Consider the following 15,515-nt stretch of genomic DNA (forward strand, 5'->3'; position numbering starts at 1 on the left):
GAGGGGTCAGCGATACACGCGGTGGAAGCGGCTGCCCAGGCGGGTCAGCACTTCATAGCCGATCGTCCCGGCCTCGCGCGCCACATCGTCCACAGTCTGCTGCGCGCACAGCAAATCGACCTCGCAACCCGGCTGCACGCGCGCCTCGGCAATCCCGGTCACGTCCAGCGTAATGCTGTCCATCGACACCGTCCCCGCAATGGGTACCGCCACGCCATCGATAAACGCATGTCCGCGATTGGTCAGGGAACGCAGCCAGCCGTCCGCATAGCCGATCGCGATCGTGGCGATGCGGCGCGGGCCGTCTGCGACAAAGCGCGCGCCGTAGCCGACGATGTCGCCGGCCTGCACCATGCGCGACTGCACGATGCGCGCACGCAGTCCGACCGCCTGGCGCAGCGAATTCGGCGAGCCCGGATGCGGATTGATCCCATACAGCGCCGCCCCCGGCCGCACCAGGTCGTGCCGGTAATCCGGGCCGAGGAAGACGGCCGAGGAATTCGCCAGGCTTCCCGGAATGCCGGCAAAGCGCGCACGCAGGGCGGCAAAGCGCTCGCGCTGCATGGCATTCACGGGGTGCGCGGCCTCGTCGGCGCAGGCCAGGTGGCTCATCACCAGCACCGGCTGTAGTTCGTCCTTCCACGACGGATCGGCCAACAGTGCCTCGACATCGACAGGGGCCAGGCCCATGCGCGACATCCCTGTGTCGAACTGCAGCGCGGCCGGCAGGCGGCGGCCCGCTGCGCGGCAGGCAAGGCGCCAGCCCGCGATCTGCGCCGGGTCGTTCAGCACCGGAATCAGATTGTGTTCGACGAATTCGGCGGTCGCGCCGGGCGGCGGACCGTGCAGCACGTAGATGGCGGCATCCGCCGGCACCAGCGCGCGCAGGCGCATGCCTTCGTCCAGGTGCGCGGTGAAGAACACGCGGCAGCCTTCGGCGGCCAGCGCCGGCGCCACCACGTCCATGCCGAGCCCGTAGGCATCGGCTTTCATCACGGCCGAACACAGCGCGCCGGCGGCCGTGTCGCGTAACAGGCGCCAGTTCGAACGCACCGCCTCCAGATCGACCGTCAGCACCGCGCCGGCGCGGGCATCAAGAACACTCGCCACCGTCATGCTTTCGCGAATTCGGTGCGCGCAGCGGAAGGGCGTGCGCCGGCGTAGCGGAAGATCGCCAGGTCGTCGGTGTGGATGGCCGGGACCTTGCCGCTGACCAGGTCCGCAATCACGCTGGCCGAGCCGCAGGCCATGGTCCAGCCCAGGGTGCCGTGGCCGGTATTCAGGAACAGGTTGCGCAGCGGGGTGGCGCCGACGATCGGGGTCGAATCCGGGGTCATCGGGCGCAGGCCGGTCCAGAAGCTGGCTTTCGCGACGTCGCCGCCGCCCGGGAACAGGTCGGTCACCACCATCTCCAGGGTCTCGCGGCGGCGCGGGTTGAGCGCCTTGCTGTAGCCGGCGATTTCCGCCATGCCGCCGACGCGGATGCGGTTCTCGAAGCGGGTGATGGCGATCTTGTAGGTCTCGTCGAGGATGGTCGACACCGGCGCCTGGGCGGCATCGGTGATCGGCACCGTGATCGAGTAGCCCTTCAGCGGATACACCGGCACGCGGAAGAACTGCTTCAGCAGCAGGCGCGAGTAGCTGCCCAGCGCCACCACGTAGCGGTCGGCCGTGAAGGTACCCTTGTCGGTGCGCACGCCGGTGATCTGGTCGCCCTGCGATTCGATCGCGTGGATGCTGGCGCCGAATTCGAAGCGCACGCCGATCCGTTTCGCCATCTCGGCCAGCTTGGTGGTGAACATCTGGCAGTCGCCGGTCTCGTCGTTCGGCAGCCGCAGGCCGCCGACCAGCTTGTCGCGCACATTGGCCAGTGCCGGCTCGGCGCTGGCCAGCTGCTCGCGGCCCAGCACCTCGAACGGGACGCCGGCCTGGCGCAGCACTTCGATGTCCTTGGCGGCGCCATCGAACTGGGACTGGGTACGGAACAGCTGCAGGGTGCCTTGCTGGCGGCCTTCGTAGTCGATGCCGATCTCGTTGCGCAGTTCGCGGATGCAGTCGCGGCTGTACTCGGCCAGGCGCACCATGCGTTCCTTGTTGACGGCGTAGCGGTCGGCGTCGCAGTTTTTATACATCTCCCACATCCACTGTAGCTGGAACAGCGAGCCGTCCGGGCGGATCGCCAGCGGCGCATGGCGCTGGAACAGCCACTTGAAGGCCTTCAGCGGGATGCCGGGCGCGGCCCAGGGCGAGGCGTAGCCGGGAGAGATCTGGCCGGCGTTGGCGAAGCTGGTTTCCAGCGCCGCGCCAGGCTGGCGGTCGATCACGGTGACCTCGTGGCCGGCCTTTGCCAGATAATACGCGGTCGACACGCCGACCACTCCGCTTCCCAGTACGATGACTCGCATAGTGTTCTCAGAAAAAATAGATTGGTTGAATCAGGAAATGTTGCTATCTTATATGTGATATAAGCAAATTAGTTCCTATATTTACCTGCAGATTTGGTGAAACTTCATGCGCGTTCAAAAAGAGTCGAACCGGGTGCTCGACAAGATCGATCTCCACATCCTGTCCATCCTGCAAGGCGACGGCCGCATCGTGATGAAAGACCTGGCCGAACGGGTGGGGCTGTCGCTGACGCCCTGCATCGAGCGGGTCAAGCGCATGGAGCGCGATGGCGTCATCGCCGGCTATTACGCCCGGGTCAATCCGCAGGCGATGGGCCTGCAGATCCTGGTGTTCGTCGAGATCACGCTGCTGCAGAAATCCGAAAAAGCCTTCGAGCGCTTTCGCCGCGCGATGCTCGGCATTCCGGAGGTGATGGAATGCCACCTGGTGTCGGGCGATTTCGACTACCTGATCAAGGCGCGGATTCCGGAGATGTCGGAATACCGGCGCTTGCTGGGAGAGATCCTGCACCTGGCCGATTCGGCCCAGTCCAAATCTTATGTGGTGATGGAGGAGGTAAAGGAAACCCTGGCGTTGTCGATTGGTTCATGAGCCTGTGAGATTCCGTGGTTTTTTGGAACAGAAAGTGATGAAATTGAGCAAGAGTTGGTCATGTAATGACACAGCCGGCAAGTTCGCTACTAAAATCATTTCCCGGAGGCATCACAACTTTTCGGGATGAGACATGAAATCGGTTCAGCAGGAAGTCGACGAGCGCAGCAACCTTACCGGCACGAATAAATTCGAGCTCTTACTTTTCCGCCTCGGCGGCGACGACAACGGCGAGCGTAGCGAGCTGTTCGGCATCAACGTGTTCAAGATTCGCGAGATCGTCGCGATGCCCGAGATCACCGCGATCGCCGGTGCGCCGCAGCACGTGCTGGGCGTGGTCAACCTGCGCGGCCAGATCATCCAGGTGCTGGACCTGCCGGGTATCGCCGGGGTCAAGCCGGTCACCGGCCTGAACATCATGCTGGTGACGGAATTCGCACGCACTACCCAGGCCTTCGCGGTCGAGAGCGTGGAAGAGATCGTGCGCCTGGACTGGAGCCAGGTGATGTCGGCCGAGCGCAGCGCCGCCGGCAGCGGCATGGTGACCAGCATTGCGCGCCTGGAGCCGCAGGACGGCCAGCCGGCCCGCCTGGCCCAGGTGCTGGACGTGGAAACCATCCTGCGCGAACTCAACCCGCCCAAGGAAGACGAAGAGAAGCTGGTCGCCCAGGCCGTCGGCAGCAAGATCAAGGTCAAGCCCGGCACCGTGGTGCTGGCGGCCGACGATTCCGTGGTCGCGCGCGCGTTGATCGAGCAGGGCCTGGATGCGATGGGCCTGCCTTTCATCATGACCAAGAGCGGCAAGGAATGCTGGGACCAGCTGAACGCCATCGCTGCTGCCGCCGAAGCCGAAGGCAAGACCGTGCACGATCGCGTGGCCGCCGTGCTGACCGACCTCGAGATGCCGGAGATGGACGGTTTCACGCTGACCCGCAAGATCAAGACGCACCAGCGTTTCTCCAGCCTGCCGGTGGTGATCCACTCCTCGCTGTCGGGCACGACCAACGAAGAGCACGTCAAGAAAGTCGGCGCCGACGCCTACGTCGCCAAGTACTCGGCCGAGGATCTTTCGCGCACTCTGCGAGCTGTTCTGCACGGCTGAGTTCCGGTATGATCCAGCAGTCGATTTGTTTCCGAACTGCCAAGTGATCACTTCCAAGCCAGAAGCTGGCGGCGCCGCATCCGGCGCCGTCTCCGCCATCGCCGCGCGCGTCCTGAACCTCGTGGCCGGCGGCGTCATCGTCCTCGACGCCGACCAGCACATCGTGCTGTGGAACAGCTGGCTGACGCCGCGCTGCGGCCGCGCTGCCGCCCGCGTCATGGGGCGGCCGCTGTTCGAGGTCTTCCCCGAGCTGCGCGGCTCGCGCGTCGAGGCGGCGGTACTGGCTGCAATCGCAGAGGACATTAGCACCGCCATCCCGCAATCCGAGCAGCGCAGTCCCTTCCCGCTGCGCGCGGCCGGCAGCTTCGACGGCCCGCTGATCGAGCAGGCCGTGAGCGTCTCGCCCTTCCGCGAGGGCGGCGAGACGTTCTGCCTGGTCGAGATCCGCGACGTCAGCGGCATCGTCGAGCGCGAAAAGCGCCTGCTCGACCATGCGGAATCGCTGCGCGCCCGTTCCTACGTCGACGGCCTGACCGGCATCGCCAACCGCCGCTACTTCGACGTCGCCCTCGACCGCGAACTGCGGCGGGCCCAGCGCCTCGGCGGTTCGCTGTCGCTGCTGCTGACCGACATCGATTCCTTCAAGGCCTACAACGACCACTTCGGCCACCAGGCCGGCGACAGCTGCCTGTCCGCGGTGGCGCAGGCGCTGGCTTCGCGCCTGAAGCGCCCGGCCGACGTCGCCGCGCGCTACGGCGGCGAGGAGTTCGCCGCGATCCTGCCGGACACCGACGCCGAGCAGGCGCGCCAGCTGGCGGAAAGCATCCGCGAATACGTGGCCTCGCTGAACCTGCCGCATGCGCCGACCGCCGTGCGTCCTTACGTCACGCTCAGCATCGGCGTGTCCAGCATGGAGAAGGGGCGTCTGGAAGAGGCGAAGACCCTGATCGAGGCTGCCGACAAGGCCTTGTATGCGGCCAAGCGTGGCGGACGTGATCGCGTGATCGTCGACGGCCAGCCTTGAACACAGTGTGACGGAAGCAGGATGCACCGGCAATCTTGGCGGTGGCAGCGTCCGCTCCCGACATTTCGAGACATTTTCCGGTCGAGCAAGCTGCTATGCTGTTCCGAACAGCCTGGCTTCGCGCAAGGCGCACGCCATCGCGAACACCAGGAGCGCATCTCTAAGTCTGCAGATGTGTCCAAGAAAGTCCCGCAGGAAGTCGTCGGATACCGTGTCAGCAGAACGGCGTCGGCATAACGCATGGCAAGGCAGACCTAGCGTCACGTTTCGGTCAAGTCAGTAAAATCACTACACCTTCCTTTAAATTGCTGGTGCTAGGATCGATCATATTTGTCCAAATCTGACATATGACAAAACCTTCCCAAGTGCTCGACCGATTTCGCCCACGAGGCCTTGCCGGCTATATGGGCCTGGCGTTTTCGACGCTGTCGATTGTCTTGACCGTGGTTGTCGTGGCAGTTGTTGAAAAGGAAGCCACCGAGCATGTCAAACACACCATCGGCCACGGCCTAGGTGAGCTTGCCCTGCAAGCCTCCGACAAGCTCGATCGCGGGATGTTCGAGCGCTACCGCGAGGTCGGGCTGATCGCCAAGCGCTTTGCCGTGGCTGATGCCGGGCTGAACCATGACGAGTGGCGCCGCATTCTCGACGACGTCCACGACACCTACGGCTACTACAGCTGGATCGGCCTGGCCGATTCCCGGGGCCGGGTACTGGTATCGGCCGGGGGCCTGCTGGAAGGGGCCGACGTCAGCAAGCGCCCTTGGTTCAGGGAAGCGAGCAAGGGCAGTGGCCATGTCGGCGACGTGCACGAGGCACTGCTGCTGGCCAAGCTGCTGCCCCGGCAAAAGAGCGGGGAGCCGCAGCGTTTCGTCGATGTCGCCCATCCGTTCCGCGACCGTGATGGTGTGGAGCGCGGCGTGCTGGGAGCTCATCTGTCATGGCAGTGGGCGCGCGACGTCGAGCGTTCCATCATCGCTCCACTGGAAGCCGCGCGCCGGGTCGATGCCTTGATCGTCGGGGACAAGGGCCTGGTGCTGCTTGGGCCTCGGGAGCTGCAGGGCAGCACCATCGACATGTCTAGCTTGCGCCGTGCACGGCTCGACAACAAGCCCGGCTACATCATCGAGCAATGGAGCGACGGTAAAACCTACCTGGTCGGCTACAGTCAGTCGAAAGGCTATGCCGACTATGCGGGCCTGGGCTGGACTGTGCTCGTGCGCGAAGATGTCGAGAATGCCTTCGTGCCCGTCAAGCGCCTGCGCCAGTATGGGCTGTGGAGCGGCATCGCGCTTGCGCTCCTGTTCTCGGTGGGCGGCGTGTTCGTGGCGCGCTGGATCACCCGTCCGCTGAAGCAGCTCAAGCTGGAAGCGGCGCGCGTCCAGGACGGCAAGGGCGCGGCCATTGTGGAGCGCAAGCGCAGCTACGACGAAGTAAGCGCCCTGGCCAGCACCCTGAACGGGCTGGTGGCCAAGCTACAGCACCGCCAGGCCGAGCTGGAAGAGTTGAACCTGACCCTGGAGCAGAGGGTGAACGAGCGCACCCAGGCCCTGGCGGAAGCGCTGGACGTCGTGCGGCAGAACGAGCAGCGCATCCACACCATCATCGAATCCGCGCAGGATGCCTTCATCGGCATGGGCCTGGACGGCCGCGTGATCGACTGGAATTCGGCGGCCGAGCAGATGTTCGGCTGGCGCCGCGAGGAAGCGCTCGGCAGGCCGATGGGCGAGTTGGTCTTTCCGAAGAGTTTCCTGCCTTTCCACCTGCAGTCCCTGCGCCAGTTCCGCGAAACCGGACAGCTCCCCGTCCTGAACCAGCGCGTCGAGCGCATCGTGTGCAACCGCCAGGGCCGCGAGCTTCAAGTGGAAATGACTGCGCGCATCGCCGGCGGCGCGGATACGAGCTTTTTCAGCATCTTCATGCGTGACATCGCGCTGCGCAAGAAGGTGGAACAAATGAAGAACGAACTGGTGGCCACCGTCTCGCATGAGCTACGCACGCCGCTGACCTCGATGCGCGCCTCGCTGTCGCTGCTGACGACCGGCGCCGTCGAGGGTGTGCCGGAGGAAGCCGCGGAGCTGATCTCAATCGCGCATCGCCACTGCGAGCGCCTGGTGCGCTTGGTGAATGACATGCTGGACGTGCAGAAGATCGAGTCGGGCCAGGTACAGCTGGTACGAAGTGAACAGGCGCTGCTGCCTATCCTGAACGACGCCGCCAGCGCGATGCGGGGCCATGCCGGCGAGGCCGGGGTACGCATCGAGTGTGGCTTCAGCGACGCCGCCGCACAGCTGCGGGCCGAAGTGGATGCCGACCGTCTGACCCAGGTGTTGACCAACCTGCTTTCGAATGCCATCAAGTTTTCGCCGTCCGGCGGGACGGTTGAACTTCGGCTGGTCCGCCACGGTGATGCGCTACGCATTTCGGTGCTCGACCGCGGGCCCGGCATTCCACCAGACTTCCGCGACCGCATCTTCCAGCGCTTCGCGCAATCCGATGCGGAAGGAGCGCGTCGCCAGGGCAGCGGACTAGGTCTGAGCATCAGCCGGAATATCGTCGAGGAGCACGGCGGCGAGCTGGCGTTCCGCGACCGCGACGGTGGCGGCACTGAATTCTTCGTCGACTTGCCGTTAGATAGCCATGCAGGCGAAAAAATCAGCTAGTTGCTGGTTTGCATCACTTTTTCGTAATTTACCGATATTTCTGTTTCCGGATTTGCTGATTTGGCCGAGTTGTGGCATAGTTGTCTTGCGGCAACTACAAATCCACCAATTTCGCACGGAGTTATCATGTTTGCATCGAAAATTCGGAAGTCTGTCCTGAGCGCCCTGATTATTGCGGTTCTGCCCGGCCTGTCCGGCGCCGCCGTCTACAGCAACGGCAGCCGTCCTTCGAGCTTCGATGTCACCATGAAGATCGTGGCAGATTGCACCATCGCCGCCGGCGCGCTGGATTTCGGCCAGCGCCAGGGCGTGTTGACTCAGGCCGTCAATGCCAGCTCGACCATCAACGTCACTTGCACCAACACCACGCCTTACAACGTCGGCCTGGATGCCGGTACCGGTGCGGGTTCCAGCGGCACCACCCGCTACATGAGCGGTACCGGCGGTAATGCCGCCACCGTGCGCTTCAACCTCTACCAATCGCAGGGTTCCGGCCTGTGGGGCAACAGCCAGGGCACCGACACCCTTGGCGGCACCGGCACCGGTACGCTGCAAACCCTGACCGTGTACGGCGAGATCCCTTCGCAAGCTTCGCCGGTCCCGGATACCTATAAATCCACGATTACCGCCACCGTCTACTTCTGAGCATGGCCTTCGATTCCTGGCGCCGCGCCGCGGTGTTCCTTGCCGGCCTGGTCTGCGCGCTGCCGTCGCCGGCGGCCAATCTGCAGATTTCGCCGGTCTCGATCCAGTTCCGGGCCGGGCAGGGCGCATCCGGCATTAATCTTCAGAATAACGGTGACACGCCGCTGGTCGGGCAGGTCCGCGTCTACCTCTGGGAGCAGCGCGACGGCCAGGACGTGCTGACGCCGGCGACCGATGTAGTCGCCAGTCCGCCGGTAATGGAAGTGGCGGCGCGCAGCACGCAGATCATCCGCCTGGTGCGCCGCAATCCGGCCCAGGCCTCGGGCGAACAGAGCTATCGCGTCCTGATCGACGAAATACCGCGCAGCGAGGCGGCCGCCAGCGGCGTGGCGATCCGCTTGCAGTACTCGGTGCCGGCCTTCGTGCAGGGCAACGATGCGCAGGCCACGCCCAAACTGATCTGGAAGCTGTTCCGCCGCGATGGCGCCTGGATGCTGCGCGTGCAGAACGATGGCGGCCTGCACGCCCAGATCGGCGCCGCCGTCCTGCACGCGAACGGCAAGGACTACTCGCTCAGCAAAGGTTTGCTTGGCTATGCGCTGGCCGGCAGGATGCGCGAATGGCGTTTGCCGGTCGATGGCGCAGTGGAGCTGGGCGCGCCTGGCGCCGCGCTGGCCATCGACGCAACCGTGAACGCCCAGCCGCTGGCTGCCAGCGGCATCGTCATACGCGAGTGAACGCGGTGCGGGACGGCTGCGGCGTAGCGGGAATGCCGGCGCGAAAGGCGTGCGCGCCGCGCCTGCTGCTTGCCTGCCTGCTGGCCGCCTGCCTGCACGCGCACGGCGCCGACGAGGCGCCCGAGCTCTACCTTGAAGTCAGCGTCAATGGAGCGAAGACAGGCCAGGTACTGCCTTTCCGCCAGGGCCCGCATGGGCTGTTCACGGGTGTGCAGAGCCTGCGCGAGATCGGCCTCGACCCGCAACGCCTGGGGGTGGCCGGTAAAGACGACTTCGAGCTGGGTGCGGTCGCGGGGTTGACCTGGAATTACGATGCCGCGGCACAAACCATCGACCTGATCCTCGCCGACCATCTGCGTGCGCCTTTCGAATTGCAGGCGCGCAGCGTTCGACCGGGCGGCCCGGGCCGCGCCGACCCGGGCGTCGTCCTCGACTACGACCTGTATGGCCAGCTTGGCGGCGGCAATCGCGTCGCGGCCTTCAACGAGCTGCGCGCATTCGGCGGCGGGCGCGGCGTCTTCAGCAGCAGCGGCAGCGCAGTCCTGCACGGCAGCGGCCGGCGCTATACCCGATACGACAGCAGTTGGACCTGGTCCGACCCGGCCAGCCTGCAGACCGTGCAGGCCGGCGACTTCGTGTCGCCTTCGCTGGGCTGGACCCGCGCGCTGCGCATGGGCGGCATCGTATGGCGCCGCAATTTCGACCTCCGGCCCGATTTGATGACCTATCCGGTGGCTGCAATGCGGGGCTCGGCGGTGGTGCCCAGCAGCGTCAGCCTGTATGTGAATGGCGTCCAGCAGTACAGCGCCGAGGTGCCGAGCGGCCCCTTCGTTCTCGACCAGGTGGCTGGACTGAACGGCGCTGGCCAGGCCACCATTGTCACGCGGGACGCGCTCGGCCGCTCGGTCGCTGCTTCGCTGCCGTTGTACGTCGATACGCGCCTGCTGGCCAGGGATTTGAGCGACTTCGCCTTCGCCTTGGGCGCCGTGCGCCGCGATTACGGCACCCGTTCATTCGGCTACGGCAATGCGCCGGCGGCGACCGCTTCTGGGCGGCATGGCTGGTCGGACACGCTGACGCTCGAAGGCCATGCCGAAGCGGGACGCGGGCTGCTCAACGCCGGCGCCGGCGCGCTGGTGCGCATCGGCAGCGCCGGTGGCGTGCTGAGCGGCTCGCTGGCCGGCAGCGGCCGCGCGGGCGGCAACGACGGCGCTGGCGCGCGCGGCCTGCAGGCCAGCATCGGTTACCAGTACATCGAGCAGCGCATCGGCTTCGACGTGCAAAGCACCCGCGCCACACGCGGCTACGCCGACCTTGGCGCCCTGGAAGGGACGCCCGTCAGCCGCATCAACGACCGCGCCAGCCTGAGCCTGGGACTGGCGGGCGCCGGCAGCGCCAGCCTCAGTTACGTGCACTACCAGGTAGCCAGGCAAGCTGCGGTGAGCCTGCTGGCGCTGGCCTGGTCGCGCACGCTGGGCCATGGCGCCTTCTTCAGCCTGAGTGGCTACCGCGACCTGGCGAGACGCGAGGCACGCGGCATCATGGCAAGCCTGAGCTTTTCACTCGGCGAACGTACCGGGTTGAATTTGGGCGCCGGCAGCCAGGGCGGACAGCGCAGCCGCAGCCTTACCATGTCGCGCGCGCCCGACTTCGGCGGCGGCTTAGGCTGGGGCTTGCAGAAGGGAGGCAGCGGCGACCTCGCGTACAGCCAGGCACAGTTGCAGTACCTGGGCAGCGCCGGCCAGCTGATGGCTAGTACCCTGCAGGCCGGCGGCGCGCGCAGTACTTCGGTGGGCTTGAGCGGTTCGCTGGCGGCGATGGACGGGACTGTACTCGCGGCACGCCGCGTCGGCCGCGGTTTCGCCTTGGTCAGCACCGGCGTGCCGGGCCTCCCGGTCATGCATGAAAATCGCGAGATTGGCCGCACCGGCGCCGATGGCAGGCTGCTGGTCCCCGACCTGATGCCGTATGCGGGCAACCAGATCGCGATCGATCCATCGAACCTCCCGGCGGACGCCCGCATCGCATCGACCAGCCTCGAGGTCGTGCCGCAGGCTGGCGCTGGACTGGTGGCGGCCTTCCATGTCGAGCGCTACCGCGCCGCCACCGTGATCGTCCAGGATGCCGAAGGCAAGCCGCTGCCGCCCGGGACGCCGGTGACACGGCCGGACGGCAAGCCGGCCACCGTGGTCGGCTACGACGGCGTCGTCTTCCTCGACGGCCTCGATGCGGACAACGAGATCGTCGCGGGCGAGGGCGCGGGCGCCTGCAGCTACCGCTTCGCGTGGCGCGCGGGCACCGAAGGCCAGCTGCCGTCCATCGGGCCGCTGCGCTGCACGGCCGGCAAACCGGCACCCACCAAGGAGAACCCATGAGCAAGCGTTTCGACATACTCTGGCGCGCCCTGATGCTGGCGGCGCTGTTCCTGTTCGGCCCACTCGAGGCGCGCGCCGACAGCTGCAGCGCCAGCATGACCGACGTCGTGTTCACGGGGGTTAACCCGACCGCCAATACCGACTATTACGCGAATGGGACGCTGACCGTGACCTGCACCTGGACCGTGCTGACGGGCGTGCCGCCGCTCCTTCTTTTTCCGAACGTGGCGGTATGTGTCTACCTGGGGGCCGGCAGCGGCGGCGGCACCGGCAATCCGCGTTACATGACCAATGGCGGCAACCAGCTGCCTTTCAACCTCTATGTCGACAACACCTACAGTGCCGCCGCGATCTGGGGAGGAAACGGCCTGCCTGCCAGCTCCGCCTACATTTCCGGCACCATGACCGGCCTGCTGGCGCTGGGCACCTTCAGCCGCAGCATTGCCGTGTACGGGAAGATCCCGGGCAGTGCACTGGCCGGCGTGAAAACGGCCGGCAATGCCGACACCGTTTACAGCGCCAGTTTCGCCGGCCACGGCAGCATCAGCTATGCCTTTTATGGACTGGTCTCCTCTCCCTGTACGGCGGGGGCGACGTCGACCTTCTCCTTCAATGCCAAGGCGACCGTGTCCAACAACTGCGTCATCAATACCGGCAACCTGGCTTTCGGCAGCAATAGCGTATTGAAGAGTTCAGTGCGCGCCAGTGCCGCCATGAACGTGCAATGCACGGCAAACACCGCGTATCAGGTCTCGCTCGGGGCGGGATCCAGCGGCAACGTCGCGGCGCGCAGCATGCGCAATGCGGCGACGGGGGAGACGATCGGCTACCGGATTTCGAGTACGCTGGACGGCGCGGTCTGGGGGGACGGCGCGGTCTGGGGGGACGGCAGCGGCGGTACGGCGGTGGTCACGGGTGTCGGCAGCGGCGCGACACAGACGATCACGATGTACGGGCAGGTACCGGTCCAGAAGACGCCTTCGCCCGGCGACTACAAGGATACCGTGATTGCGACGCTGGTGTTCTGAATCAGAAAGTGATTTTCCAGGTCTGGCCGTCGGCTTGCGACTGGGATGGCGCCGGCGCTGGCGTATCGACCTGGTTCGATACCTGGTAAGGGGCATGATGGCCGCAGGACACGGTCGGGGCGACCCTTGCCGTTCCTTCCTGCAGCTGTACGGTGCAGCTTTCCTTGACCACGAAGCTGACTTCCATTGTGGCGCTGCCGGAAGCAGCAGCGGCGATGCCGGCCACATTCAGCATGGACAGCAGCAGAGTGCCCAAGACGATTCGCTTCATTTTGACCCCCTTTCCACGTTGGCTCATTGTTCGGTTGACCGTTATCGAATGATACTCGATCGTTTCCGATTGGCAATTTAGAGCAGGCCGGATGCGAGAGAACGTAAACCGGTGGATGGTTGCCGGTTTTTCCGAATCGAGTCCGGGAAACGGTGGAAAAGGACGTCGAGCCGCGCGTTACCGGCACACGCGACTCAGGGCCGGTATCGTTTTTTTCGGCTTAAGCAGAGTCGCAAAGAAAATTAGAGTTTCACCTCTAATCGTCGTAAAAGTGAGAATGTGTGATTAAGTTGCCGCGCGGTGAGCTTCAGCAGGCACCAAGCAGGCTCGCCGCCGTCTCGGTCAGGCTTTGCGGACTGAAGGGTTTGATCATGTAGCGGTCGGCGCCGGCGGCAAAACCCGCATCGACGTCGCTTTGCTGGCCGCAGGCGGAGAGCAGCAGGACTTTGGTTCCCGCAGTGGCCGGATCGGCCTTGATCGCAGCGCAGACCTCGAGTCCGCTATCTTTGCCCAACCAGACGTCGAGAACGACCAGGTCCGGCTTTTCACTGCGCACAAGTTCAAGACCCTGGGCTGCGCCAGGCGCCTGCAGGATACCGCCCAGCGAGCGCAGGGTCAGGCGAATCAGCAGGCGCAGGTCGTCCTGGTCTTCGACGATCAGGATCGTCTTACCCACGCGGCACCCCTGCGGGCAGCCAGACGGTGACGGTGGTGCCGGCGCCAGGCTCCGATTCGACCGCGGCCCTGCCGCCATGCAGGTCGATGATCTCCTTGAAGATCGTCATCCCAAGGCCGCTGCCCTGCACCTCCGGCGTCTCACCTGCCCGGTAGAATGCGTCGAACATGCGTGCGCGCTGCTCGCCGTTCATGCCGATGCCACGGTCTGCAACCCGGATCGCGACCATGGGCTCGCCATCGAGCACGTCGGCAAAGGCAGTGATATCGATCAGGCTGCCTTCGTTCGAATATTTGATGCTGTTGCTGATGATGTTGGTGAGGGCCTGCTGCATCTTGTCGATATCGGCCGCCATCGTCGGCAGTGCGTCGTCGAGCACGAGCTGGATACGGTGGTTCTGTCCCAAGCCGTTGAGCCCCGCCATGGTCTGTTTCAGCAGCTCCGCCACGGGGGCCGGGTGGATCTGCAGTCCTTGGACGCCGCCGGCCTCGATGCGCGCAAGATCGAGCAGCTGGTTGATCAGGGCAACCAGCCGCTCGGCCTGGCGATGGATGATCTCGACCAGCTCCCGGCTGGTGGCCGGATCGTACTCGCGCTTTAACAGCAGCTCGGAAAAGCCCAGGATGCTGGCCATGGGCGTGCGTAACTCGTGGGTCGCGGTCGTGAAATGCTTGCGGCGGCGCTCGTCGGTGGCGCGGTTGCGCTGGTCCAGGTCGCGCTGCTGCGTTGCGTCGCGGACGATCACGGCGAATCGCTGTTGCGCGGCGGCCGGCATGGCCGAGATCTTGAGCTCGAGCGCCATTGCGCCGCCGGCGATGCTACGGCCGCTGGCGTCGCGTGCATTGCCATCTGCCGCAGCGGGCAGGGCGGCGGCATCGATACCGAGGAGGTCGGCGCCGCTGCCATGCAATCCCCCGGCGCCGGCGCCGAAGATGCGCTCGGCTGCCGGGTTCGCGTAGAGGATCGAGCCGCCAGCATCGAGCATGAGAATGCCGTCGGGAAGCTGCGCCAGCAGGCTGGATTGGTCGTCACCGGGCAAAGACGATATTTCCATTTTGGCTCCGTCAGGCCGCCTGGAGCGCGCCTTCAACCAGACTGCGCAGCCGTACGAAGGAAGCCGGTTTCGAGAAGAAGGGAATGTCGGCGGGCAGGCCCATCGAAGCTACAGTCGACTGATCGAGACCGCTGATCACGACAATCGCCATGCCAGCATAGGTTGCCTCGCTGCGCAAGGTTCGGATCATGCGGAAACCGTCCATGCCAGGCATATTCAGGTCGCTGATCAGCATGTCGGGTTTGTTCTCGCCGATCTTGATCAGCGCCTCGAAACCATTGCTTGCCTTGATCACCTCGACCGGCAGGTTCCAGCCAGCCATTTCGAGTTCATATAGGCGCAGCATGGTGGCGTCGTCGTCGACGATCAGCAGCTTTTTCTTACCGTCCACCGGTGCTGGAGAGGCCGGCGCGGCGAGGCCACCGATCGCCTGGCGCCGCTGCTCGACGAGCTTGAGAACGGATTCGGTCGTGATGCGGCGGTGCCCGCCCGCAGTTTTCCAGGCGTGAAGGACACCGCTCTCGACCCAAAGCTGAATGGTACGGTGCGAAACGCCGATTTTTTCGGCTGCTTGCTTGGTCGAGCAGAACTCGGATGTCTCAGGCCCGGATGCCACTAGCTTCGATGCGTCGGTTTTCATATTTTCCGATTTTATCGAGTTATTTCATTTCGTCAAGTGCGGCCAGCGGCGGCATTGCTGCCTGTCCAGCCTGCACAGCGGCGGGGCTTTCCATGATCGCAAGCGCAGGCGCGGGCCGCTCCGTGAGGGCGTAGCTGCCGACCAGCGGCAGAACCAGGACGGCAGCCAGCATCAGCAGCCGCTGCAGCATGCAAGGCTGCTCGTCGTCGTAAAAAGGCAAGCCGTCTTCAAAGATGGTCTTGGTTTCGTTTTTGCTGAATTTTTCCATGCATGCATGGTATCGATTTTACCGGTTCCAGGAAA

At 64.9% G+C, this 15,515-nt stretch carries 15 protein-coding genes; 8 read left to right on the top strand and 7 right to left on the bottom strand.

What is annotated here, in order from left to right; all coding sequences use genetic code 11:
• Positions 1-6 precede the first annotated feature (6 nt).
• Both alr and AC07PE_RS10625 read right to left on the bottom strand, forming a co-directional pair.
• A complete protein-coding gene (alr, locus tag AC07PE_RS10620) occupies positions 7-1,116 on the bottom strand; it encodes an alanine racemase (protein WP_498763982.1) in 1,110 nt (369 codons plus the stop codon).
• Entirely contained in the window at positions 1,113-2,405 is a 1,293-nt protein-coding gene (locus AC07PE_RS10625; protein WP_498763984.1) for a D-amino acid dehydrogenase, read from the bottom strand. The genes alr and AC07PE_RS10625 overlap by 4 nt, the downstream gene beginning before the upstream one ends.
• Positions 2,406-2,511: 106 nt before the next feature.
• Here AC07PE_RS10625 and AC07PE_RS10630 point away from each other — a divergent pair, with 106 nt between their 5' ends.
• From AC07PE_RS10630 to AC07PE_RS10665, 8 genes are all read left to right on the top strand, one after another.
• A complete protein-coding gene (locus tag AC07PE_RS10630) occupies positions 2,512-2,997 on the top strand; it encodes an Lrp/AsnC ligand binding domain-containing protein (protein WP_498763986.1) in 486 nt (161 codons plus the stop codon).
• 133 nt (positions 2,998-3,130) lie between these two features.
• The gene (locus tag AC07PE_RS10635) at positions 3,131-4,099 is read left to right on the top strand and encodes a chemotaxis protein (RefSeq protein ID WP_498763989.1); all 969 of its coding nucleotides are present in this window, start codon (positions 3,131-3,133) and stop codon (positions 4,097-4,099) included.
• A gap of 43 nt (positions 4,100-4,142) precedes the next feature.
• Positions 4,143-5,123, top strand: coding sequence for a diguanylate cyclase (locus AC07PE_RS10640; RefSeq protein ID WP_498763991.1), 981 nt, complete (start codon positions 4,143-4,145; stop codon positions 5,121-5,123).
• 452 nt (positions 5,124-5,575) lie between these two features.
• Positions 5,576-7,786 (top strand): ATP-binding protein, encoded by a 2,211-nt coding sequence (locus AC07PE_RS10645; RefSeq protein WP_498763993.1) that lies wholly within the window; start codon positions 5,576-5,578, stop codon positions 7,784-7,786.
• Between the two features lie 126 nt (positions 7,787-7,912).
• Positions 7,913-8,431, top strand: a complete 519-nt coding sequence (locus AC07PE_RS10650) for a Csu type fimbrial protein (protein ID WP_498763995.1) — start codon at positions 7,913-7,915, stop codon at positions 8,429-8,431.
• A gap of 2 nt (positions 8,432-8,433) precedes the next feature.
• A complete protein-coding gene (locus AC07PE_RS10655) occupies positions 8,434-9,168 on the top strand; it encodes a fimbrial biogenesis chaperone (protein ID WP_498763997.1) in 735 nt (244 codons plus the stop codon).
• Positions 9,169-9,200: 32 nt separating this feature from the next.
• Positions 9,201-11,543: a fimbria/pilus outer membrane usher protein gene (locus AC07PE_RS10660; RefSeq protein ID WP_498763999.1), complete on the top strand. Its 2,343-nt coding sequence runs from the start codon at positions 9,201-9,203 to the stop codon at positions 11,541-11,543.
• Positions 11,540-12,571 carry a Csu type fimbrial protein gene (locus AC07PE_RS10665; RefSeq protein ID WP_498764001.1) on the top strand — a complete coding sequence of 344 codons (1,032 nt, stop codon included), beginning with the start codon at positions 11,540-11,542 and terminating at the stop codon, positions 12,569-12,571. Before AC07PE_RS10660 ends, AC07PE_RS10665 begins: the two co-directional genes overlap by 4 nt.
• 1 nt (position 12,572) lies before the next feature.
• Here AC07PE_RS10665 and AC07PE_RS10670 read toward each other — a convergent pair whose 3' ends face one another.
• From AC07PE_RS10670 to AC07PE_RS10690, 5 genes are all read right to left on the bottom strand, one after another.
• Positions 12,573-12,842, bottom strand: coding sequence for a hypothetical protein (locus tag AC07PE_RS10670; RefSeq protein ID WP_498764003.1), 270 nt, complete (start codon positions 12,840-12,842; stop codon positions 12,573-12,575).
• Between the two features lie 307 nt (positions 12,843-13,149).
• A complete protein-coding gene (locus tag AC07PE_RS10675; protein WP_498764005.1) occupies positions 13,150-13,518 on the bottom strand; it encodes a response regulator transcription factor in 369 nt (122 codons plus the stop codon).
• Positions 13,511-14,572 carry a sensor histidine kinase gene (locus AC07PE_RS10680; protein ID WP_498764007.1) on the bottom strand — a complete coding sequence of 354 codons (1,062 nt, stop codon included), beginning with the start codon at positions 14,570-14,572 and terminating at the stop codon, positions 13,511-13,513. Before AC07PE_RS10680 ends, AC07PE_RS10675 begins: the two co-directional genes overlap by 8 nt.
• Before the next feature lie 10 nt (positions 14,573-14,582).
• Positions 14,583-15,212 carry a response regulator gene (locus tag AC07PE_RS10685; protein WP_498764009.1) on the bottom strand — a complete coding sequence of 210 codons (630 nt, stop codon included), beginning with the start codon at positions 15,210-15,212 and terminating at the stop codon, positions 14,583-14,585.
• Positions 15,213-15,231: 19 nt separating this feature from the next.
• Entirely contained in the window at positions 15,232-15,480 is a 249-nt protein-coding gene (locus tag AC07PE_RS10690; RefSeq protein ID WP_498764011.1) for a hypothetical protein, read from the bottom strand.
• Positions 15,481-15,515 lie beyond the last annotated feature (35 nt).

It is taken from the genome of Telluria sp. GW821-FHT07G12 (genome assembly GCF_059418525.1).